Annotated in this window: 21 protein-coding genes; 13 read left to right on the top strand and 8 right to left on the bottom strand. The window is 38.1% G+C overall.

The annotated features are described in order from the left end of the window. The first annotated feature begins 1 nt into the window (after position 1). Complete coding sequence (locus CVS93_RS00260) at positions 2 to 808, top strand: metal ABC transporter permease (RefSeq protein WP_054195991.1); 807 nt, start codon at positions 2 to 4, stop codon at positions 806 to 808. On the opposite strand, the gene CVS93_RS00255 is transcribed toward CVS93_RS00260, so the two are convergent. Then, the gene (locus CVS93_RS00255) at positions 789 to 2,120 is read right to left on the bottom strand and encodes an MATE family efflux transporter (protein WP_107686132.1); all 1,332 of its coding nucleotides are present in this window, start codon (positions 2,118 to 2,120) and stop codon (positions 789 to 791) included. The genes CVS93_RS00260 and CVS93_RS00255 overlap by 20 nt on opposite strands. Positions 2,121 to 2,372: 252 nt before the next feature. Beyond that, positions 2,373 to 2,804: a type II secretion system protein gene (locus CVS93_RS00250; protein ID WP_103582057.1), complete on the bottom strand. Its 432-nt coding sequence runs from the start codon at positions 2,802 to 2,804 to the stop codon at positions 2,373 to 2,375. A 142-nt stretch (positions 2,805 to 2,946) separates the two neighbouring features. Here CVS93_RS00250 and CVS93_RS00245 point away from each other — a divergent pair, with 142 nt between their 5' ends. Then, a complete protein-coding gene (locus CVS93_RS00245; protein WP_107686131.1) occupies positions 2,947 to 3,819 on the top strand; it encodes a cytochrome-c peroxidase in 873 nt (290 codons plus the stop codon). Then, a complete protein-coding gene (locus CVS93_RS00240; RefSeq protein WP_107686130.1) occupies positions 3,809 to 6,229 on the top strand; it encodes a GGDEF domain-containing phosphodiesterase in 2,421 nt (806 codons plus the stop codon). The genes CVS93_RS00245 and CVS93_RS00240 overlap by 11 nt, the downstream gene beginning before the upstream one ends. 3 nt (positions 6,230 to 6,232) lie before the next feature. Here CVS93_RS00240 and CVS93_RS00235 read toward each other — a convergent pair whose 3' ends face one another. Continuing rightward, complete coding sequence (locus CVS93_RS00235; RefSeq protein ID WP_107686129.1) at positions 6,233 to 6,991, bottom strand: exodeoxyribonuclease III; 759 nt, start codon at positions 6,989 to 6,991, stop codon at positions 6,233 to 6,235. A gap of 53 nt (positions 6,992 to 7,044) precedes the next feature. On the opposite strand from CVS93_RS00235, the gene CVS93_RS00230 reads away from it, so the two are divergent. Together CVS93_RS00230 and CVS93_RS00225 are read left to right on the top strand one after the other, a co-directional pair. Further along, a complete protein-coding gene (locus CVS93_RS00230; protein WP_107686128.1) occupies positions 7,045 to 7,410 on the top strand; it encodes a diacylglycerol kinase in 366 nt (121 codons plus the stop codon). 1 nt (position 7,411) lies between these two features. Then, the gene (locus CVS93_RS00225; protein WP_072594035.1) at positions 7,412 to 7,639 is read left to right on the top strand and encodes a replication/maintenance protein RepL; all 228 of its coding nucleotides are present in this window, start codon (positions 7,412 to 7,414) and stop codon (positions 7,637 to 7,639) included. Positions 7,640 to 8,063: 424 nt separating this feature from the next. On the opposite strand, the gene CVS93_RS00220 is transcribed toward CVS93_RS00225, so the two are convergent. The 3 genes from CVS93_RS00220 to rpsT all read right to left on the bottom strand — a co-directional run bounded on the left by CVS93_RS00220 (position 8,064) and on the right by rpsT (position 10,105). Beyond that, complete coding sequence (locus tag CVS93_RS00220) at positions 8,064 to 8,483, bottom strand: TOBE domain-containing protein (protein WP_107686127.1); 420 nt, start codon at positions 8,481 to 8,483, stop codon at positions 8,064 to 8,066. 271 nt (positions 8,484 to 8,754) lie between these two features. Further along, entirely contained in the window at positions 8,755 to 9,822 is a 1,068-nt protein-coding gene (prfA, locus tag CVS93_RS00215; RefSeq protein WP_107686126.1) for a peptide chain release factor 1, read from the bottom strand. A 13-nt stretch (positions 9,823 to 9,835) separates the two neighbouring features. Then, on the bottom strand, positions 9,836 to 10,105 hold the full coding sequence (gene rpsT, locus CVS93_RS00210) for a 30S ribosomal protein S20 (protein ID WP_103635885.1): 270 nt from the start codon (positions 10,103 to 10,105) through the stop codon (positions 9,836 to 9,838). A gap of 157 nt (positions 10,106 to 10,262) precedes the next feature. On the opposite strand from rpsT, the gene glmM reads away from it, so the two are divergent. The 8 genes from glmM to gdhA all read left to right on the top strand — a co-directional run bounded on the left by glmM (position 10,263) and on the right by gdhA (position 17,621). Beyond that, positions 10,263 to 11,603, top strand: a complete 1,341-nt coding sequence (gene glmM, locus CVS93_RS00205) for a phosphoglucosamine mutase (protein ID WP_054195981.1) — start codon at positions 10,263 to 10,265, stop codon at positions 11,601 to 11,603. After that, on the top strand, positions 11,596 to 12,048 hold the full coding sequence (lspA, locus tag CVS93_RS00200; RefSeq protein ID WP_054195980.1) for a signal peptidase II: 453 nt from the start codon (positions 11,596 to 11,598) through the stop codon (positions 12,046 to 12,048). The genes glmM and lspA overlap by 8 nt, the downstream gene beginning before the upstream one ends. Then, positions 12,038 to 12,400, top strand: a complete 363-nt coding sequence (locus CVS93_RS00195) for an NINE protein (RefSeq protein WP_012000991.1) — start codon at positions 12,038 to 12,040, stop codon at positions 12,398 to 12,400. Before lspA ends, CVS93_RS00195 begins: the two co-directional genes overlap by 11 nt. Before the next feature lie 9 nt (positions 12,401 to 12,409). After that, entirely contained in the window at positions 12,410 to 12,844 is a 435-nt protein-coding gene (locus CVS93_RS00190) for a CopD family protein (protein WP_107686125.1), read from the top strand. 9 nt (positions 12,845 to 12,853) lie between these two features. Continuing rightward, positions 12,854 to 13,399, top strand: a complete 546-nt coding sequence (locus CVS93_RS00185) for a hypothetical protein (RefSeq protein ID WP_107686124.1) — start codon at positions 12,854 to 12,856, stop codon at positions 13,397 to 13,399. A gap of 116 nt (positions 13,400 to 13,515) precedes the next feature. Further along, positions 13,516 to 14,955, top strand: a complete 1,440-nt coding sequence (locus CVS93_RS00180; RefSeq protein WP_054195976.1) for an acetyl-CoA carboxylase subunit A — start codon at positions 13,516 to 13,518, stop codon at positions 14,953 to 14,955. A gap of 523 nt (positions 14,956 to 15,478) precedes the next feature. Then, positions 15,479 to 16,066 (top strand): SMI1/KNR4 family protein, encoded by a 588-nt coding sequence (locus CVS93_RS00170; RefSeq protein WP_107686123.1) that lies wholly within the window; start codon positions 15,479 to 15,481, stop codon positions 16,064 to 16,066. 196 nt (positions 16,067 to 16,262) lie between these two features. Continuing rightward, positions 16,263 to 17,621 carry an NADP-specific glutamate dehydrogenase gene (gene gdhA, locus CVS93_RS00165; protein WP_107686122.1) on the top strand — a complete coding sequence of 453 codons (1,359 nt, stop codon included), beginning with the start codon at positions 16,263 to 16,265 and terminating at the stop codon, positions 17,619 to 17,621. A 1,309-nt stretch (positions 17,622 to 18,930) separates the two neighbouring features. On the opposite strand, the gene infC is transcribed toward gdhA, so the two are convergent. Both infC and thrS read right to left on the bottom strand, forming a co-directional pair. Next, positions 18,931 to 19,449 (bottom strand): translation initiation factor IF-3, encoded by a 519-nt coding sequence (gene infC / locus CVS93_RS00160; protein WP_085657966.1) that lies wholly within the window; start codon positions 19,447 to 19,449, stop codon positions 18,931 to 18,933. Further along, entirely contained in the window at positions 19,446 to 21,266 is a 1,821-nt protein-coding gene (gene thrS / locus CVS93_RS00155; RefSeq protein ID WP_107686121.1) for a threonine--tRNA ligase, read from the bottom strand. Before thrS ends, infC begins: the two co-directional genes overlap by 4 nt. Positions 21,267 to 21,521: the final 255 nt, after the last annotated feature.

The following is a 21,521-nucleotide window of genomic DNA, read 5'->3' as shown; positions in this document are numbered from 1 at the left end:
AATGAGTGAAATTTTAGAGTTAAATTTTATGCAAAATGCCTTTATTGCTGGCATTTTAGTTAGTATCATTTGTGGGCTCATAGGCTCACTCGTTGTTATAAATAAAATGACTTTTATCGCTGGCGGCATCGCGCACGGAGCGTATGGCGGCATTGGACTTGCCTTTTTCTTCTCGCTTGAACCACTTCTTGGAGCTAGCATATTCTCACTCTTTTTAGCCCTTATAATCGCCACTATCACGTTAAAAGATAAAACCAACATCGACTCAGTTATCGGTGCTATTTGGGCATTTGGTATGGCTATTGGTATCATTTTTATCGATTTAACTCCGGGATACAATGCCGATCTCATGAGCTATCTTTTTGGCTCTATCTTAGCAGTAAGCGGGCAAGATATAACATTTATGAGTATCTTAGATATCTTATTTTTAGCGCTCATTGCTCTTTTTTATCGTCAATTTGTAGCTATTAGCTTTGATGCAGAGTTTGCAAAGCTACGCGGCGTAAATACAACATTTTTTCACTATTTATTAGTGTGCATGATGGCACTTTGTGTGGTGGCTACGATCCGTGTTGTGGGGCTGATTCTAGTCATCGCTCTTCTTACTATACCGCCATATTTAGCACAAATTTTTGCCAAAAGACTGGGGCTAATGATGCTAATCTCCACTATCTTTTCAGTCGTTTTTTGTTTTAGTGGTCTATTTATTAGCTTTTATTTTAACCTAACAGGCGGAGCTAGCATAATCTTAGTTGCTTCACTTTGCTTTTTTGCTTTTTGTTTTAAATTTAAAAGCTTACGCCAGTAGCCCTTCTTAGCTGATAAAGCGTCCAAAAGACGAAGCAAATGGCTGTGAGATAGACGCTAAAAAATAGAGCCAGCCATATAAATTTTATCTCAAGACCAAAATAGAAGACTACCGCGTAAAAAAATGATCCTTGAAGCACAAATTGCCTAAATCCATTTAGCAAAAAGATGGCCACTGGGCGTTTTACGGCCTGAAGAGTGCTGCCTGAGACATTTATCGTGCCATAAGCTACGTAAGCAAGAGAATTTATACCAAGATAAAGCCCTGCTATCTCCAAAACTGCCGGCGTATCATCAAAAATTCTTATCATATCTTCACCAAAAAATCTAATAAAAACGCAAGCGAATGCACAATAAATAAGTAAAAAAAGAAGCGAAATTTTATAGCATTGCTTAGCTCTTTTAAAATTTTTAGCACCATAGTTTCTTGAAACGATACTTAAAACTGCTGCGGCCATACCAATGGTCGGCAATACCAAAATTTGCTCTATCCTCAAAGCTATACCATATCCTGCTACGGCATTTACGCCATAGTAGCTTATAAATTTTAAAAGTACAAGTGAGCCAAGTGACATCGATAGATAGTTTAAGCAAGCTGGTAGAGCTTGCTTTGTAATCTTTGTCCAAATGCTAAAATTTGGCACAAAATAGCTTAAATTTCTTGGCTCGATCATCTTAGCTTTTTTAACTTTTACAAAAAGGTAGATCATGCCCAAAAGCTGAACACTAGCTGTTGCTAGAGCAAGTCCTTTTACGCCAAGATCCAAAATGAATGCAAAAAAGTAGCAAAAAAATGCATTGATAAAAAGGCCATAAAATAGCCAATCGCGGTAACTTTTTGTATCTCCAAGTGCTACAAGCACGCCGTTTAGAGATTTGATAATCAAGAAAAATGGCGCAGCAAGAAAGATAACACCCGCGTAATCAAGCGCCTCTTTTAAATAGTGATGATCAGCCCCTAAAAAAGTGAGTAAATTTGGTGCTAAAAAATAGCCACAAAACCCCATAAAAATAGCAAATACTAGCACAAAGATAACTCCATTTGCCGCATAAAATTTAGCCATTTTTATCTTTCCTGCTCCAAGACTATTGCCTATTAGCGCAGTTAGTGCTGAGCCAAAACCAAGCCCAATGCCCACAATACTTAGATAAAGCAAAAAGCTCATAGCCATACCAGCTACGGCAAGGGTAGAAATTTTTGCTGCAAAAAATGTGCCAGTGACGTTATAAAGAGTATTAAACATCATTGCGGTGCCAGCTGGGAGTGATAGCGAGATGATAAGCTTATTTAGTGGGTCTTTTAGTAAATTCATGGTTTGATTTTACGTTTTTTATCTTTAAAATTTGTAGAGGATAAAATCAATTAAATTTAATAAAAAGCCATTGTCTATTTAGTAGAAGTTAAGATTTGATATCTTTTGGCAACGCATTAAATCTTAGAAAGCTTATTTTTATGTATATAAATTATTTGTGTAAAAAATTTGTATTTCTATTAGTCTTTGCTGTATTAAAAATTTAGTAAGTCAAAAATCATAAAAAGCAAGGAAAAAACCTTGCTAAAAATTTTATTTATATTTTATGCCCATGCCGCCAAATTTAAGCGAATTGGCTGTCTTGTTGTCGGTAGTACTTTCGATTAAGGCTTTAACATCTACTAAACCTGGTAATTCCCAAACTTGTTTGCAAAGACCATCTACACCAATCGTCATCTTTATCTCACCATTAGTATCATTTCCAGCACCCACTTCTAGACATTTACCATTTTTTATATCGACTGGATTTTTAACATTTGACATTTTTTTAACATCATTATTAAATTTGCCTTGTGAAGTGTAGTAAGAACCCAAATCAGCAATAAGTGTTTGTATATTTGTAGCAGTTTTTGCTATCTCTGCATCATCCCTTGTTGCAGCTAATTTTGGTATAGCAACCGCAGCTAATATGCCCAATATAACGATCACGAAGATCAACTCAATCATCGTAAAGCCCTTTTTCATGACTTTCTCCTCCCTGAAATATAAATATTTTCTAAATCGAGCGAATTGTATCATAAATTTCAAAAAAACAATAAAATAATGTACTATATAAAAAATCAAAAATTTGCCGATATAAAAAAGAAAATTAAAAATTAGGGGCGTTATGAAGGGCGTTATACTTTGTCTATTTATCATCACGATTTCATTTTGTAAATATGAATCCTACAAACCTCTTACGGTAGTAAAATATAATGAAGAAAAGGCTCTGCTTGGCAAAAAACTCTTTTTTGACAAAAGGCTAAGCCCAAATGAAAACTACTCTTGCCAAACTTGTCACAACTTGTATTGGAATTTAAGCGGAAGCAACCAAGATAGCATGGAAAAAGGCACTTTAAATCCTCCAACCATATTAAATGCTGCAGCAAACTATCTATTTTATAGCGATGCAAAGATTAGCAATTTAAAGGATCAAGTAAAAGAGTCCATAACCTCTAGAATAGAACTAAACTCAGATAACGACAAGATAGTGGATTCTGTAAATAACATCTCTGAGTACAAAATTTTATTTAAAAAAATTTATAATGACGGCATTAATTTTGATAATATTGCAGATGCAATAGCTGAGTTTGAAAAGGCTGTCTTAAGTGTTGATTCACCATTTGATCGTTTTATATCAGGTGATAACAATGCCATAGATGATAGCGCAAAGAAAGGATTTGAGATATTTAATAATATAGGCTGCGTAGCTTGTCATAATGGTAGAAATTTGGGAGGAAATTTGACACAAGATATTGGCCGAGAAAGAATTTCTGCCCTAGATGCAAACAAAAGATTAAGAAGAGTGCCATCACTAAGAAATATTACAAAGACTGCCCCATATTTATCTCATGGAGAGATAAATGATCTAAAAGAGGCTATAAGCTTTATTGGTAACTATCAGCTAGGATACGAGTTTAGTAAAGATGAAATTGATGCTTTATACTCATTTTTTCTGACATTAAATGGTAAAAAGCCTAGGATACTAAATGAGTACTAAACGAATAAAAACCATACTTAGCGTCTTAACAGCTATATTTTTCATTAGTGCATTTTTTATATATAAAGCAAATATAGCTATTGATACGGCTCATAAATTTGATGATGGAATTTTAAATCTAAAATTTATAGACAATGAAATAACTTTTTCTTTAAATAATATTTATGATGTCTCAAACTACGACAAACTCAATGCTGACATAAATTCTTTTGATACAAATTTGAGCAACCTTTCAATGCTTAGTGATGAGATGATGTTGTTTCATCAAAATGAAATAACAAAAGATCTACAAAACATAAAAGATGCATTTAGTAAAAAAGTATTTTTTTTACAAAGATCAGCTTATGTAAACTCATCTATAGATTCTTATATCCAAATAAGTCAATATGAGATACAAAATCTCGCACTTCCAAATAAGCTTGAGCCTATATTTTATGCGATAAAAGGCGCTTTGATGCTTAGTCCTGAAGTAATAGATGAAATTTCAAAGCAAATAAAAATGTATAAAAACGAGTATAAAGATAACCAAAAAGCTCAAAGCGTATTAGACAAAATACTCTATGCAGCTCAAGCTACAAAAACTTTACATACAATCTCAAATAGTGCAAAAGAGCTACATCTTGATAATATGCTAGAAAATTTTAGAGATAAAATCCTAGAATTTCACTCTGATGCGGTGGATAACACAAAAATGGCTCAGACAATCTGCTTACTTACATTTATAATATTTTGTACATTTGGCCTCTTTCAAATTAAAATAGCCTCAGGACGCTTAAGACAGATAAAACTCCTAAGTTCTACAATTGAAAACGATCATAGCTCTATTGTCTATTGCGACAAAGACAATAGAATTTCATATGTAAATAAAACCTTTGAAGAAAAAACTGGCTACAAACTAAAGGATGTAATCGGTAAAAATCCTAGAATACTAAAATCATATATGCATCCACAAAGCTTTTATGAATCCATAAAAGAGGCTGTGCAAAAATCTCTACCTTGGGAGAGCGATGAGCTTATAAGCAGAACAAAAAGCGGTGATTTTTTATATGAAAAGGTAAAATTTTCGCCATTTTTCTTTAAAAATAAATTTGAGGGCTATATAGCGGTAAAACTTGATAGGACTAAAGAGACGCTAATACTAAACGAACTAACTCAAAAAAATGAACAAATAAAAATACAATCTTCAATCGATAAACTAACAGGCTTTGGCAACTACTTTGCTTTAACTGAAATTTTAGACGCACAAAAAGATGGGGTGCTAATTTGCTTAAGCATTAAGAATTTTAAAATTTTAAGATTCTTTTATCAAACTAAGATTATCGATGCAATGCTAAAAGCAGTAGCTGATACACTAAAGCTTTGCATAGATACTTCTGAGATAAAAGCAAAGCTATTTAGATTTCAAGATGACGCATTTTATATGTGGTATGAAGGTGATAATATCGTAAGAGATATTGAATATATAAGAGAATATTTTGGCTCAAATAGGATAAATGTCGCTATTGATGAAAAATTTGAAAATTTACCAGGCATAAAGATGGTGTTTGGTGTTTCATTGCCAAATGATACCCCACAAACTAACCGCCTAATGCAATCAGTCCTTGCAAATCAGCTCGCAATAGAAAATGGTAGCAATATTTACTACTATCTAGAAAATGACGCCATTGAGATGAAATATCACAAAAACCAGCTGGCAGTTCAGCTAATTGAAGATGCGTTAGAAAACGATAGAGTCATCGTAGAAGCACAAGGCATCTTTAACTTAGAAGAAAATGAAGCTGAAGCAAAATATTATGAAGTTTTAGTTCGTATAATTGATCAAAATGGCAAGATACACTATCCGGGCGAATTTTTAGATATTGCCATGAAAACGCAACTATATCCGCAGATAACCAAAAAGGTGATAAGTCTTGCGTTTGATCTTGCTAAAAGATATCCAGATTATATGTTTTCTATAAATTTATCTAATACAGACATAGCTGACGCTAGTATGAGAGAGCTTATAGAAAATAAACTAATCGAGTGCAAAGATCCTAATAAAATTTGCTTTGAAATGCTAGAGAGCGAAGAGCTTAGCGACTATGTTGCGGTAAATTCTTTCATAAAACGCGTCAAGGGTTATGGATGTAAAATTTCAATTGATGACTTTGGCTCAGGATACTCAAACTACTACCGAATTTTGGAGCTTGATATAGACACCATAAAGATAGATGGCTCGATAATCAAAAAGCTTCCATTTGACGAAAATGCTAGAGTTCTAGTAGAAACCATCGTAAGCTTTGCAAAAAAACAAGGCTACAAAATAGTAGCCGAGTTCGCAAGCTCAGAAGAAATTTTAAACCAAATCAAAAATTTTGGAATACCTTACGCACAAGGTTTCTTACTAGGCAAGCCACGCAGAATGGAATAGTGGCTAAATTTCTATATCTATCCCAACTGGGCAGTGATCGCTGCCTGTGATCTCTGGCAAGATAAATGCGTCTTTTAGTCTATCTTTTAATCCTTGCGAAATAAAGAAATAATCAATTCTCCAGCCGACGTTTTTAGCCCTTGCATTAAAGCGGTAGCTCCACCACGAGTAAGCGTCCGCTACGTCGCCATTTATGGCTCTAAAAGTATCTATAAAACCACTTTTTAGCACCTCATCTATCCACGCTCGCTCGATAGGTAAAAAGCCAGAAGTTTTGGCATTTGCCTTTGGATTTTTAAGGTCGATCTCACGGTGAGCAGTATTTACATCGCCACAAAATATCACTTCTTTGCCGCTTTTTATAAGCTCTTTGCAGTAAGCTAGAAATTTCTCGTAAAAGTCCATTTTATAGGCTAGGCGCTCGTCATCCTTTTGTCCGTTTGGAAAATAGATATTAAAAAGTACAATATCGCCAAATCTATGCTCTAAAACTCGCCCCTCCGTGTCGTCGAAAAAATCTGCCTTTTGTGTAGAAATGTCAAAATTTGCTAGGCTCATCACCCCAGAGTATCCGGCTCTCTCACCCGAGTTTACACTTATATCTTTAAAGCCAAGATTATAAATTTCTTTTGGCACGTCACTTTCTTTAACTTTAATCTCTTGAAGCGCTAAAAAATCAGGCTTTTGCTCCGTAAGCCACGCGAAACCATCCTTTGTTACAAGTGCTCTAAGGCCATTTACATTCCAGCTAATAAGTTTCAAATTTCATCCTTTTTTTAATTATAATTATGCCAAAAATCGCAAAAAGGAAAATTATGAGAAACCAGCCAGAGTATAAATTTTTTAAAAATTTTGGCTACGCGAGAGAGGGTTTGGCTGAAATTTTCAAAAACGAAAAGAGCTTTAGGATAGAAATTTGCATATTTTTATTAGCAACACTACCGCTATTTTTTTGGAATTTTGGCCTTGTTTTTAATCTATTTTTGATCTTTAGCATGGCATTTGTGCTAGTTTGCGAGTGCCTAAACTCTGGCATAGAGCGAGTAACTGATCTTGCAAGCCCAGACTATCACGCCTTAGCAAAAGCGGCAAAAGATGCAGGAAGTGCAGCTGTGATGATCGCAAATTTCTTATGTGGCGCACTTTGGTGCGTGGCAATAGGATATAAAATTTGGAGCTAGCATGAATGAAGAAATTTATAAGGCAATCATTGGCGAGAAAAAGGTAGAAATTATAAATTTGCTAGTTAAAAGCTGTGATGAAAATGGCTTTATTGTAGTAAAAATTTCAGAAATTTGTGAAAAGCTAGATGTGAGCAAACCAACCGTAATAAATACTTTTAAGCTACTTGAAGAGAAGAAAATTTTCGAGCGAGTGAAAAACGGAGTTTATAGATTTAAAAATTTATAGTGGCAAGCAAACGCCTGCCACATCTTTTTAACTGATACTCTCAGTAGTGATCATGCTAAATGTCAAGCGGTCAGTTATCGTGACTGGGCCTAGACGGATGGCTCATGAACGCCACCTACATTCTTGCCAGATGCATATAAATTTGGTATAGGTATAGCCATTTGAGAGCTTATGACTTGGGCTTTTGTGTTGATATTTGGCCGCCTATTGTTTTGGTGAACCTTTGGCGTGCCATGCTCTGCTTAAAATGGCGGATAGGCTATAAAAGTAAAAAAATAATATAAATTTTAGCTATAAATTTTCTAAAAAATATTCACTACGACTTATTTAAATTTATAATTTCGTTGATAAATTTTATAGTATTTTAGATCTTAGCTTAAGAATGGAATTTAGTTAGGAGAACGGAGCAAAATTGCTCCGTAAATTATTTAACACCAACTATGATTTGAGTTGCTTTTATGATTGCGGTTACATTATCGCCTACTTTTAGAGCCAGGTTACCAACAGACTCTTTTGTGATGATAGCTGAAATTTTGCTACTATTTGCATCGATAATCACCTCTGCATTTACAGCTCCATCTTTTATCTCGCTTACAGTGCCTTTTATTTGGTTTGTGGCACTTAATTTGATGCTATCGTCTTTTGAAACGATAACGCTTGAAGCTTTGAATAAAAATATAGCTTTTTTACCAACTTTTAGATCAAGAGCTTTCTCGCTATCAACTGTAATAGTTGCTTTTAGCACTTCACCACCTGCTAGTTTGCCAGCTATTAGCGAATTTACCGTACCTGTTCTTACTTCAGAAATTTCAACATTTAATTGATTTCTTGCACTTATTGACATATTTTCTCCTTGTTTTAATTTAAAAGATTTTCGTAATTGTAAAGGAACATTTTTAATTAAAGCTTAAAACCAATTAGTGGAATTTATTAATATCAAAAATATAAATTTAAAATACTAAAAATACCTAAAATAGGCATTTAAAATAATTATATAAAAAATTTTAATTTCTATTATTTACATAAAAATCTATAAAAAATAATATTTAGTATTACTTATAACCACAGATATTTTATAAATTTAAAAGATAGAAATAGAAATTTTGGAGAGCAGTTTAGATGCCAGCTTCAAGCATGGCTTCAGCTTGATAATGCGTAATAAGTGGCTCGATGATCTCGTCAAATAATCCCGCAGCCATAATCGCATCAAGGCGATAAAGTGTTAAATTTATACGGTGATCACTTATGCGGTTTTGCGGATAGTTGTATGTCCTTATCCTGCCAGAACGATCTCCGGTGCCAACTTGGCTCTTTCGCTCGCTAGTCTCTTTTGCAAGCCTCTCTTGCTCTTGAAGCTCATAAAGTCTAGCCTTTAGCACCTTCATCGCAGCTTCTTTGTTTTTGTGTTGGCTCTTGCCATCTTGGTTTGTGACAACAAGGCCTGTTGGTATATGTGTGATCCTAACGGCGCTATCGGTTGTATTTACTGACTGACCGCCATGGCCCGAGCTTCTCATCACATCGACTCTTATATCATTTGGATTGATCTCGATCTCACTATCCTCGACCTCTGGCATAATAGCCACAGTAACAGCCGAAGTGTGCACCCTGCCCTGGCTCTCGGTCTCTGGCACACGCTGAACTCTATGCGTGCCACCTTCAAATTTTAGCCTCGAGTAAGCACCTTTACCTTTTATAAGCACTATGATCTCTTTAAAGCCGCCAGTGTTACCCTCGCTTTGGCTAACGATCTCAAATTTATATCCTCGAAGCTCCGCATATCTAATGTAAGCATTAAAAAGATCTCCAACAAATAGTGCAGCCTCATCGCCACCAGTACCTGCGCGAATTTCTAAAAATATATTTTTATCATCGTTTGGATCTTTTGGAAGAAGTAAAATTTTGATCTCTTCTTCAAGCTTCTCTCTTGAAATTTCTAAATTTTTAAGCTCATCTTTTGCAAGCTCGCCAAGTTCAGTGTCCTCAAGCAGGGCTTTGTTCTCGTCGATGTCGTTTAGAATTTGTAGATATTTTTTTGCAGCAGTTGCGACTGGCTCGATAGATGATTGCTCTTTTGAGAGCTTTGTCATCTTTTCGATATCGTTTGCTATATTTGGATCGCTAAGAAGAGCAGAAATTTCATTATAGCGATCCAAAAATGGATGAAGTTTATCAGCAAACATTAAATTTTATAAATTAAGCAGCTTTTAGAGTATTTACTAATTGTGCAAGACGACTAACGCGGCGAGCAGCAGTTTGCTTCTTCAAAAAGCCTCTACTTACGAAGCTGTGGATGCTTTTGTTAGCAACTTTTAAAGCTTCATTTGCAGCATTTAGATCTTTAGCTTCTACAGCTATACGCACTGCTTTTGTGATATTTTTAAGTCTAGTGCGGTAAAATCTGTTTCTTTCTGTTCTTTTTATAGTTTGTCTAGCTCTTTTTTCAGCAGATTTATGGTTTGCCATAATATACCTTTTTGAATAATTTTAGTCGGTGATTATATTAAAGATATAATAAATTTAACCTTAATTTAAGTCATCCTTAATGAAAGTAAAATTTTAGATTTTAAATTAGGTAAATTCTGATAAAATAGCACAATTTTATAATAAAAAGGATAAATTTATGAAACTATTTGGAACGGATGGAGTTCGTGGAAAAGCTGGCGAGAAGCTTTCGGCTCAAACATCTATGCGTCTTGCAATGGCAGCTGGAATTTACTTTAGAAAGACCTCAGCTACAAATGTGATTTTGGTTGGAAAAGATACTAGAAAAAGCGGCTATATGATCGAAACTGCCATCGTTGCGGGGCTGACTGCAGTTGGCTACAACGTCCTTCAAATAGGCCCTATGCCAACACCTGCGATCGCATTTTTAACAGAAAATATGCGCTGTGACGCTGGCATCATGATAAGCGCCTCACACAACCCATACTACGACAACGGCATCAAATTTTTTGATAGCTTTGGCAACAAGCTTGATGAGACAATAGAGGCTGAGATAGAAAAAATCTTCTACGACGATGAGCTCATCGCAAACGCCCAAAAGACGATGACAGAGATCGGTGCAAACAAGAGGATCGACGATGTTATTGGCAGATATATCGTGCAGATAAAAAATTCATTCCCAAAAGAGTTAAATTTAAAAAATTTACGAGTAGTTTTAGACGTAGCAAATGGCGCTGCTTACAAGGTCGCACCAACTGTATTTAGCGAGCTTGGAGCCGATGTCATCGTCATAAACGACGAACCAAATGGTAGCAATATCAACCAAAACTGTGGCGCACTTCATCCAGAGGACCTAGCAAGCGAGGTAAAAAGGCTTCGTGCCGACATCGGCTTTGCATTTGACGGCGATGCTGATAGGCTTGTAGTAGTTGACGAAAACGGCGAAGTTGTGCATGGCGATGCGATACTTGGCTCACTAGCTGCATTTTTAAACGAGCAAAAGGCGCTAAAAGGTGGAGCTGTCGTAGCTACGGTAATGAGTAACGCCGCACTTGATGACTATCTAAAAGCTCGCAAGATCAAGCTGCTTCGCTCAAATGTAGGCGATAAATATGTGCTTGAAATGATGAAAGAAAATGGTATAAATTTTGGCGGTGAGCAAAGCGGTCACGTGATATTTAACGACTATGCCAAAACTGGCGACGGCCTTGTTACCTCAATGCAAGTTGTTGCGATGATGCTTAAAAAAGGCAAAAAAGCTAGTGAAATTTTTGGCGAGCTAAAGCCGTATCCGCAAATTTTGCTAAATTTAAAGATCACAGAGAAAAAGCCGCTTGATAAGATAGAGGGGCTAAAAGAGCTTGAGGCTAGCCTTGCAAAAGAAGGCATAAGATCGCTCTTTAGATACTCTGGCACTGAAAATTTGATCAGACTTTTGCTTGAGGGTAAAAATCAAACTTTAGTTGAAAAACGCATGGATGAAGTTGAGAAATTTTTCATAAAAGCCTTAAATGCGTAAAAACTTAGTCAAATTTTTCATCGCGTTTTTCGTCATTTTTATCGTTGATCAAGCGATAAAAATGATATTTATAGATGGCTTTTCGTGGGACGGAGAGTTTTTTTCGCTAGTTCTTACATATAATAAGGGCGTTGCATTTTCGATGTTAGCCTTTTTAGATGAGTGGCTGAAATTTATCCAGATCGCCCTCATTTTAGGCGTTTTTGTCTATCTAGTTGTTGAGAAAAAACTGCTTTGCTCGCATGCCATTTGGCTTGGAGCTTTGCTAGGAGCTGGCAGCTCAAATATCACAGATAGATTTATCCATGGCGGCGTCGTGGATTACGTCTTTTGGCACAAGTGGTTTAACTTTGCGGTCTTTAACTTCGCTGACGCGATGATCGATCTTTGCGTCGTGATGATACTTTGGCAAAGTTTTAGAAAAAGGAGAGAGAGTGGGAAATAATATCTACGTCGCATACGCGCTTTGGCTACTTACTGGCTGGCTTGGAGCGCATAGAATTTACCTTGGTAAATTTATCACTGGCTTTTTGATGATGGGACTATTTTTTGTTGGCTACTCTACGTTTTATTTCATTATAGGCATACCATTCTTAGCTATCTGGGGCATTTGGTGGCTTATCGATGCATTTTTAGTTGGTGCTTATGTCGAGAAAAATTTACAAAAAGTCGAACTAAAAGAGAGACTAAAACTAAAAGACAAAGAAGATGACTTAAAAAGGCTTTACGAGCTTTTTGAGAGTGGTGCGATCAGCAAGGCTGAATTTGAAGCTAGAAAAGAGATACTTTTTAGATAAGGAGACGTTATGGCAGAATATTATCTTTACTTAAAATACCTCCACTATTTGTTTTTCATCTCGTGGATGGCAGTGCTGTTTTATCAGCCAAGACTCTACGTTTATCACGTAGAAAACATGGACAAACCTGACTTTATAAAAGTGGTTGAGGTGATGGAGTACAAGATGTATCACTACATCGGTTGGGTCGCACTCATTGGCTCATTTGTTACTGGCATTTTGATACTTATCGCGATGCCTGATCTTATAAAAACTGGTCACATCCACGTCAAAATTTTAGTTGTCATCTTAATGGCTATCTATCACCTAGACCTTGGACGCTACATGAAGCAGCTCAAAGAAAAGCGCTGTAACAAAAGTGGCATCTTCTTTAGAGCTTACAACGAAGTGCCAACTATCGCGATGCTCATCATCATCTGGGTAATGATAGTAAATCCATTTTAAGGGAATTTAATGAAGAAATTTTTAGCATTTATCACTTTGCCAGCGCTCTTGCTCGCAGCAACTCAGTATTTTGAGCCGATGCAGATAAAATTTGACAACAGACTATATTCACTAGCATATTCAGCTAAGCCTGTGCCAAATTTATTCACTCAGGAGTACTTACTGCCTGGTGAGAAGCTAGATAGTTTTAGCTACATGCTATCGCTAAATACGCTTAAATTTGACGCTACACCAGAGCAAGCAGTCGAGCAAAAGATAAATGATCTAAAAGAGCTAAAAGCAAAAGGGATAAAAGTGGCTTATAAAAAGGGCTCGCTGGCAAATGAAATTTATCTTGATATCACGATATTTTCAAACCTAAATGGCGTGCCAACAGCCGAGCACTCGATATATCGCTACACCAAACAAAGCGGAAATTTAGTCCTTTTTACCATCCAAAGGCGTGCTTATAAAAAAGAGGGCATTCAAAGATTTGCTACAAATTTCACGATCGAATCGCAAGATTTTAGCAAAAAAGCCCTAGCCACACCTTTCCCACAAATCATCAATAGATAGAAAAATTTGAGTGTAAATTTAACCTTTGCGCTCAAATTTTAAAACCAGACTTAATAAATTTATCTAAAAATAAAACGAATAGTTATATGATAGGAAAAACTCAAAAAGGATAGCCTATGATACATAAAATTCTTATCGCAAATCGTGGTGAGATCGCAGTTAGGATAGTCAGAGCTTGTAGGGATTTACACATCCAAAGCGTAGGAATTTACACAGCGCCAGATAGCGAGTGCTTACATGTGAGGATCGCTGATGAGGCCTATCAAGTGGGCGAAGATCCGATCAAGGGCTATCTTGACGCCAAAGCTATCGTAAAGCTTGCTAAAGAGTGCGGGGCTGACGCGATACACCCAGGATACGGCTTTTTAAGCGAAAACTACGAATTTGCAAAGGCGGTCGAGGACGCTGGGCTTATCTTTATCGGTCCAAAGGCTGAAGTGATCAGAAAAATGGGTGATAAAAATATCGCAAGATACCTAATGAAGAGAAACGGTATACCAATCGTTCCAGGCACAGAAAAGCTAAATGACGAGAGCATGGACGCCATAAAAGAGCACGCTAGACGCATCGGCTACCCAGTCATCTTAAAAGCAAGTGGAGGCGGAGGCGGACGTGGCATCAGAGAGGTTTGGCAAGAAGAAGATATGCAAGATGCCTTTGAGTCGTGCACCAGAGAGGCAAAGACCTACTTTAACAACGATGAAGTCTTTATGGAGAAGCTTGTCGTAAATCCTCGCCACATCGAGTTTCAAATTTTAGGCGATAACTACGGCAATATCATCCACCTTTGCGAGCGTGACTGCTCTATCCAAAGACGCCACCAAAAGATCATTGAGATCGCACCTTGCCCATCGATCAGTGAAAATTTAAGAAAGATCATGGGCGTGACCGCAGTGGCCGCTGCAAAAGCTGTGGGCTACTCAAACGTCGGAACGATCGAGTTTTTACTAGATGACTACAACAACTTTTACTTCATGGAGATGAATACCCGTATCCAAGTGGAGCATGGCATCACTGAAGAGATCACCGGCCACGACTTAGTCGTTAGGCAGATAAGGATCGCTGCGGGTGAAATTTTAGAGATCGAGCAAAGCGACATCAAGCCGCGCGGCTACGCGATAGAAGCAAGGATAACGGCTGAAAATGTCTGGGAGAATTTCATCCCAGCACCAGGCACGATCGAGGGCTACTACCCAGCTCTTGGCCCATCTGTGCGTGTCGATAGCCACGTCTATAAAGACTACACCATACCGCCATTTTATGACTCTTTGATCGCAAAACTGATCGTAAAGGCAACTGATTACGACCTAGCGGTAAATAAGCTTGAAAGAGCACTTGAAGAATTTACCATCGAGGGTGTGCGAACGATCATCCCATTTTTGCTAACGATCAGCAAAAGTAAGGAATTTAGAAGAGGATTTTTCGATACTAGCTACGTTGAGAAAAACTTAAAAACTATCCTCGAAAACACCTACGATGATATGAACAAAGAGCCAAACGACGACCTAGAAGAGGTCATTGTAGAGGCGATAAAAAGATATAAAAAGAAGAGATAAATTTATCTCATTATGGCTTTGGCGATAAATTTCGCCAAAGCTAAATTTCCGCGCAAACTGCGTAAATTTTAGCTCCGTCATTTGCCAAGGCGTAGAGCCTGCCACCGCTTACTAGTATAATCTGATCTGTAACTAAACCAAAATTTCAAACCCTATCTCTTTTAAAAGCAAGCCATTTCTAGCGCTTATCAAAACTGGCTTATTTTTGTTGCTTGCGAGTAGAATTTAACCATCGACTCAAGGAAAATGCTCCGCGCCACTTGTTTTAAATTTAAATATCACTTCACCATTTTTTACCTCAACAGCGTATAGATCTCCACCTTTGTCAGCGGTGCCAAAACAAAGCATTCGCCCTCCTTAACATCTCACATTTGGTAGTTGCTAGTTTTCTTAGTTATCTCTATCAGCTTCTTAAATTTATGAAGATCGTGGTCTAAATTTGGCGACAAATGGGTCAAATTTAAAAGCACGCTGAAATAAATTTGATAAAATTTGCCAAAATTTAGCAAATTAAAGGACTGATATGTTTTTAAAGTTAAACCAGATCGCTCAAAAGTTAGATCAAATTTTCTTGCCACTAGAGCAAGAGGGTATGACTGGCATGAGACTCTTGCTTCAAAATGATGTTAAAGCTACCACACAAGCACTTAAAAACGCACAAGAAGCTCTTGGCGTAAATTTCCCAGCTAAATTTACAAAGCTTTTAAGCAAATTTGACCTTGGAAATTTTGAAATTTGCAATGTCAAATTTGGCTCCAGAGGCGACTATGCAAGCGAACTAGTACGGCTAAATAGCGTAGATGAGTTTGGTGGCAAATGGTGGCAGGGTGAAGCTCGCCCTTTAAATTTAATAGTCTTTGCCGTTGGTGATCCATGGATATTTTTGCTTGATTGCACGAGTGGCGCGGTCTATGCATGGCTCTTTGGAGATGAGGAGCTTTGCAGTAGGTGCATCACAAGTGACTTTGAGAAATTTTTTATAGCGCTTGCTAGCATCGATATAGCAAGGCTAAATGATAAAGCTATGCCATCAACCGAGCAAATCCTAAAATTTGTCCAAGCAGATGGTAGAGCCCTTCTTTTCTGGCAAGAGATGGCATATGAAATTTAGCAAATTTAGGCTTCCCAGCCTAAATTATCTTCTATAAATTTATCCCAGCGACCGAAACAAAAATCATATTTTATAAATTTAGTTTCGATATGTAACGCTCATTGCCTAAAATAAAAATATAAAAATAAATTTAAATAAAAATTTTTTCTAGGAGAGTTAATATTCAACTACAAAAATTTGACGAATAGGAGCTAAGATGAGCGAGTACATCGAAAAAACGATGGAGTGGATAAAAAGAACTAATCCGGGCCAAGGCGTGTTCGTACAGGCTGCGACCGAGGTGCTGGGCAGCCTCGAGCCGCTTATAAAAAAAGAGAGTAAATACCAAAAACACGCGATCCTAGAGCGTATCGTGATACCCGAGCGCACGGTGATATTTCGCGTTACCTACACGGATGACGACGGCAGACCGCAGGTGCATAACGGCTACCGCGTGCAGTTTAACTCAGCCGTGGGCCCCTATAAAGGCGGCATCAGACTCCATCCCAGCGTGGATCTTGGCGTGCTAAAATTTTTAGGGTTTGAGCAAATTTTTAAAAACTCGCTCACGGGCGTAAATATCGGCGGCGCAAAAGGCGGCAGCACCTTTGATCCAAAAGGCAAGAGCGAGGGCGAGATAATGCGCTTTTGCCAAGCATTTATGAGCGAGCTATACCGCCACATCGGCAACACCGTAGACGTGCCCGCAGGCGACATCGGCGTGGGCGCGCGAGAGATCGGCTATATGTTTGGGCAGTATAAAAAACTCACGGGCAGGTTTGACGGCATACTAACGGGCAAAGGCCTAAACTGGGGCGGCAGCCTAGCGCGCACGGAGGCGACCGGATACGGGTTAGTTTATTTTACGCAAAATATGCTACAAAGAGCGGGCCTCGGACTAGAGGGCAAAAAATGCAGCATAAGCGGTAGCGGAAACGTCGCCATCTACACGGCAGAAAAGCTCTATCAAGTAGGCGCGCTACCTATCACGGTTTCTGATTCAAACGGGTACGTTTACGACGCAGAGGGCATCGATCTAGCGGTACTTAAAGAGCTAAAAGAAATCAAACGCGCGCGCCTTAGCGAATACGTCAAATTTAGACCGAACGCAAAACACGTAAGCGTGAGCGAGTACAAAGAGGGCAGAAACGGCGTGTGGGACGTGCCGTGCGACGGAGCTTTCCCGTGCGCGACGCAAAACGAGCTTCACCTAGCCGACATAAAGACGCTCTACGCTAACGGCTGTCGCTTCATCGCCGAGGGGGCAAATATGCCAAGCACGCTTGATGCGATAAATTTTATGCTAGCGCAAAAGGATTTTTACTTCGCTCCGGCAAAGGCGGCAAACGCGGGCGGCGTGGGCACGTCAGGCCTTGAGATGATGCAAAACGCCGGCATGACCGCGTGGAGCTTTGAAAAGGTCGATCATAGACTGCACGGCATCATGAATCATATCTTCGAGCTTAGCTACGAGACTAGCAAGGAGTTTGGCGACGAGGGAAATCTGGTGCTTGGCTCAAATATCGCAGGCTTTAGAAAAGTAGCCGACGCGATGATAGATCAGGGATACGTGTAGGGCTGATTTTAGCTATTTGCTCTATAAATTTGCGTCCAAGCTAAATTTGGACGTAAATCAATATGAAATAAGTTTTTTGGGCTTTTAGCTAAAAGAGAGTTTGCCTTTTGTATAGCAAATTTTACTGACAAACTATCAAATTTACGCTAGTTTGAGGTATTTTATGCAGTGTTCGTTTTGACAAATTCGTGGTGGTGTTATAGATGTGGATTTGAAGCTCGCCTAAATTTAAAATATTGATACTAAGGTGGCGAGCAGATTACTATTTTTAGAGCATTTAATAGAAATTTTGTCAAAAAAGCTGGCGTGGTAGCAAATGGTGGAGTGGCGAGGTTTGTGCAACAAATTTGAAAGTTTTTGCCATGGATGCTTTTGCTTGATTGCACGAGTGGCATGTTTATGTGTGGCTGTTTAAAAGATGAAGAAATTTGTAGCAAGCGCGTTGCGAGCGAGAAATTTTTATAGTGTTAGCTGGCATCGATATAGCAAGGCAAAATAAAGAAGTCCTGACAGAGAACGGGCAAACACTAAATTTTATCCAAGCAGATTATAGGGCATTTGATTTTTGCCAAGAAATGGCTTATAAAATTTAGTAAATTTATGCTCATCCAGCCTAAATTCCCTTTTATAAATTTTAAACTACAAACAAGTGAATTTTTTAGTAAATTTATACAGCTACTAGGCGAAATTTAGCTTATAACACTCGAACAGACACCATGAATTTATAAATCGAAAGAAGTTATCAAATTTACTCTTTCAGGTGAGCTCTTGCCTAGTCGAATTTTAGCAAAGCGCCCATGTAATGGTTGACAGAAAGAGGATAGAGCAAATTCTAGTAAGTAAAAATTAAAATTTGCTCCATTTAATCCACGAACAAGCAAATTTCTCGTCAAATTTGGTCGCCACATAAAACCAAGAGTAGTCAAAGCTTTTTGTAAAAAGTATTATTAAAGCGATATCCCATTACCAAATTTAGCTAGATATTAGGCAAAATTTAGCTTAAAAATACCCACGCAAGCACTAAAAATTTGTAAGCTCGCAAGAAAGTCGATTTGCCTAGATTATTTTCAGCACAACACCTATGCGAGCGATAACAAAGCGGGTAAATTCCAGCAAGTAAAGACCAAAATTTACTAAATTTAAACCACATCCAAATTTTATAACCACAAGCCACATCAGCCCAGCAAACGCCCTTGCGTAAATTTAACACATATAAAAATGATAGAATTTTTGAAAATAGTTATTTGTGAGTTTTTGTATTAAAAATTTAATGAAAAAGAGCAAACCCTAGCCTGCTCTTTGTGAGAATTTAACCTTTTTTTGGAGTTACAAGCATATTTACATAACGACCTTCTATCATAGGTTCTTTGTCGCGATCAGCTTCATTTTTTATCATTTCCCAGACCTTCTCAAGCATAGCTACGCCAGCTTCTGGGGTGCTCATCTCGCGACCCTTTAAAAATACACGAAATTTAACATGTTTGCCATCTTGCAAAAACTCGCTTGCGTGTTTAACCTTGTAGTTTATATCGTTTTGGGCGATCTTGACAGAGAGTTTTATCTCTTTTATCTCGATAGTTTTTTGCTTTTTCTTGGCCTCTTTTTGCTTTTTCTCTTGCTGATAGCGGAATTTACCATAGTCCATTATCTTGCAAACTGGCGGCTTCGCATCTGGTGCTATAAGCACTAGATCAAGCCCAAGCTTATTTGAGATCTCTAAAGCCTCATCTCTTGAGATGACACCGTATGCTGTGCCATCATCCCCTACACATCTTACCTCTCTCGCCCTTATGTCCTCATTGAGCAATACTTCATTTTCCTTACTCAAAAATGTACCTCACTAAGTTTCTCCTTCGTTAAATTTATAAATTCCGCCAAGCTCATATCGCTCTGCGTCCTAGCCTGTCTGTCGCGTAGCGCAACGCTCTTGTTCGCTACTTCGTTGTCTCCCAGCACGACTATCATAGGCACCCTTTGTTTTTCTGCCGTTCTTATTCTCTTATTTAAACTCTCATTTTTACTTGCGATCTCGCTATCGACGTTGATCTTTCTTAGTTCGCGTGAAATTTCTTTTGCGTAGTCTAAATGCGCGTCGCTAATAGGTACGATGACGACTTGCGTAGGAGCTATGAAAAATGGTAGCTCACCAGCAGTGTGCTCAAGTAAAATTCCTATAAATCTCTCAAAACTGCCAAGCAGTGCTCTGTGAAGCATTACGGGGCGTTGTCTTTCGTTGTTTGCATCGATGTATCCTAGATCAAAGCGCTCTGGCAAGTTAAAATCAACCTGGATCGTGCCGCACTGCCACTTTCTCTTTAGCGCATCGGTAATTTTGATGTCGATTTTTGGACCGTAGAATGCGCCGCCGCCCTCGTCGATACCGTATTTAAAGCCGTTTTCGTCAAGCGCTTCTTTTAGCGCTTTGGTCGCAGTTTCCCAAATTTCGTCCCCGCCGATCGCTTTTGCAGGCTTGGTCGAAATCTCCATCTCGTAATGAAAGCCGAAATTTTCCATTATTTTGCCAGCAAATTTTAAAATTTCTAAGATATTTTCTTTGATTTGGCTTGGCATACAAAAGATGTGCGAGTCATCTTGTGCAAATTCGCGCACTCTGAAGAGCCCGTGTAAAACGCCGCTTTTTTCGTGGCGATGCACAACGCCGTATTCGAAAAATTTAAGCGGCAAATCGCGGTATGAACGGATGTCGCTTTGATATACCTTGATGTGGCCGACGCAGTTCATAGGCTTTATGCCGTATTCGGCCTCATCGATCGTCGTAAAGTACATATTTTCTTTATAGTTTGCGTAGTGACCGCTTCTTCTCCACACATCAGCCTTTAAAAGCTCTGGTCCGCGCACTGGCTCGTAGCCTCGGTCGCGGTGGGCTTTGTATAAAATTTGCTCTAACTTAGAGCGCAAGCGTCCACCATTTGGTAACCATATCGGCAAACCACCACCTACTTCTTCATCAAAAGTAAACAGCTTCATCTCGGTACCAAGCTTTCTGTGGTCACGCTTTTTGGCCTCTTCGATGATTCGGATGTGCTCTTTTAAGCTCTCTTTATCTGCATAGGCTGTGCCGTAAATTCTAGTTAGCATCTCACGGCTCTCATCGCCGCCAAGATATGCGCCAGCCACGCGTGTAAGTTTGAAAAATTTTAAAAATTTAGTATTTGGTACGTGTGGTCCACGGCAAAGATCTTCAAAATCGCCTTGCGAATAGCTGCTCACTTCACCATCTGGGATTCTTTTTAAGACCTCTTGTTTTAGGTCGTCATCTTTAAATTTATCGCTCATATTAGCTTTGGTTGAGCAGGTTTTTACGATGTCAAATTTCTTCTCAGCAAGCTCTTTCATCTTATCTTCGATCGCTGCTAGATCGCTCTCGCCTAGCTTCGTGCCCTCATCATCAACTCTAAAATCATAATAAAACCCATCTTCTACGTTTGGTCCGACAAAGAATTTTGCCTTTGGATAGAGTGATTTGATAGCTTGTGCCATGAGGTGTGCACAGGAGTGTCTGATAACGTGTAGTGCCTCTTTTGAGTTGTCAAAATAGATAGGCTCGGCACTACTCTCACGCCCTGTGATACTTTGAGTATCGACTATTTCGCCATTTAGTTTGTATGCGATGATATCGCTCATTGTTTTTCCTTATATCAAATTGTCTTTTTTACGATAAAAGAACGATTAAGGATTTTATCTAAATGGGCTTTAAGCTAAACTTAATATTTACTAAGCAAATTTTTATAAATTCTTTTTAAATCCACAAGCTTTGATCTATAAATTTATTTATAAAATATATATATTTATATTTAAATGTGTAAATCCCTAAATTTAAAGCTTTTTATTTATATAATTTATTATATTTTAAGATTATGCCTGATAATATTTGTTCTT

Origin of the sequence: Campylobacter concisus, from assembly GCF_003048535.1 — a bacterium.
In the GTDB taxonomy this organism is placed as follows: Bacteria; Campylobacterota; Campylobacteria; order Campylobacterales; family Campylobacteraceae; genus Campylobacter_A; species Campylobacter_A concisus_S.
The sequence above is the reverse complement of the archived record's forward strand: the minus strand, read 5'-3'. Positions and strand labels throughout refer to the sequence as shown.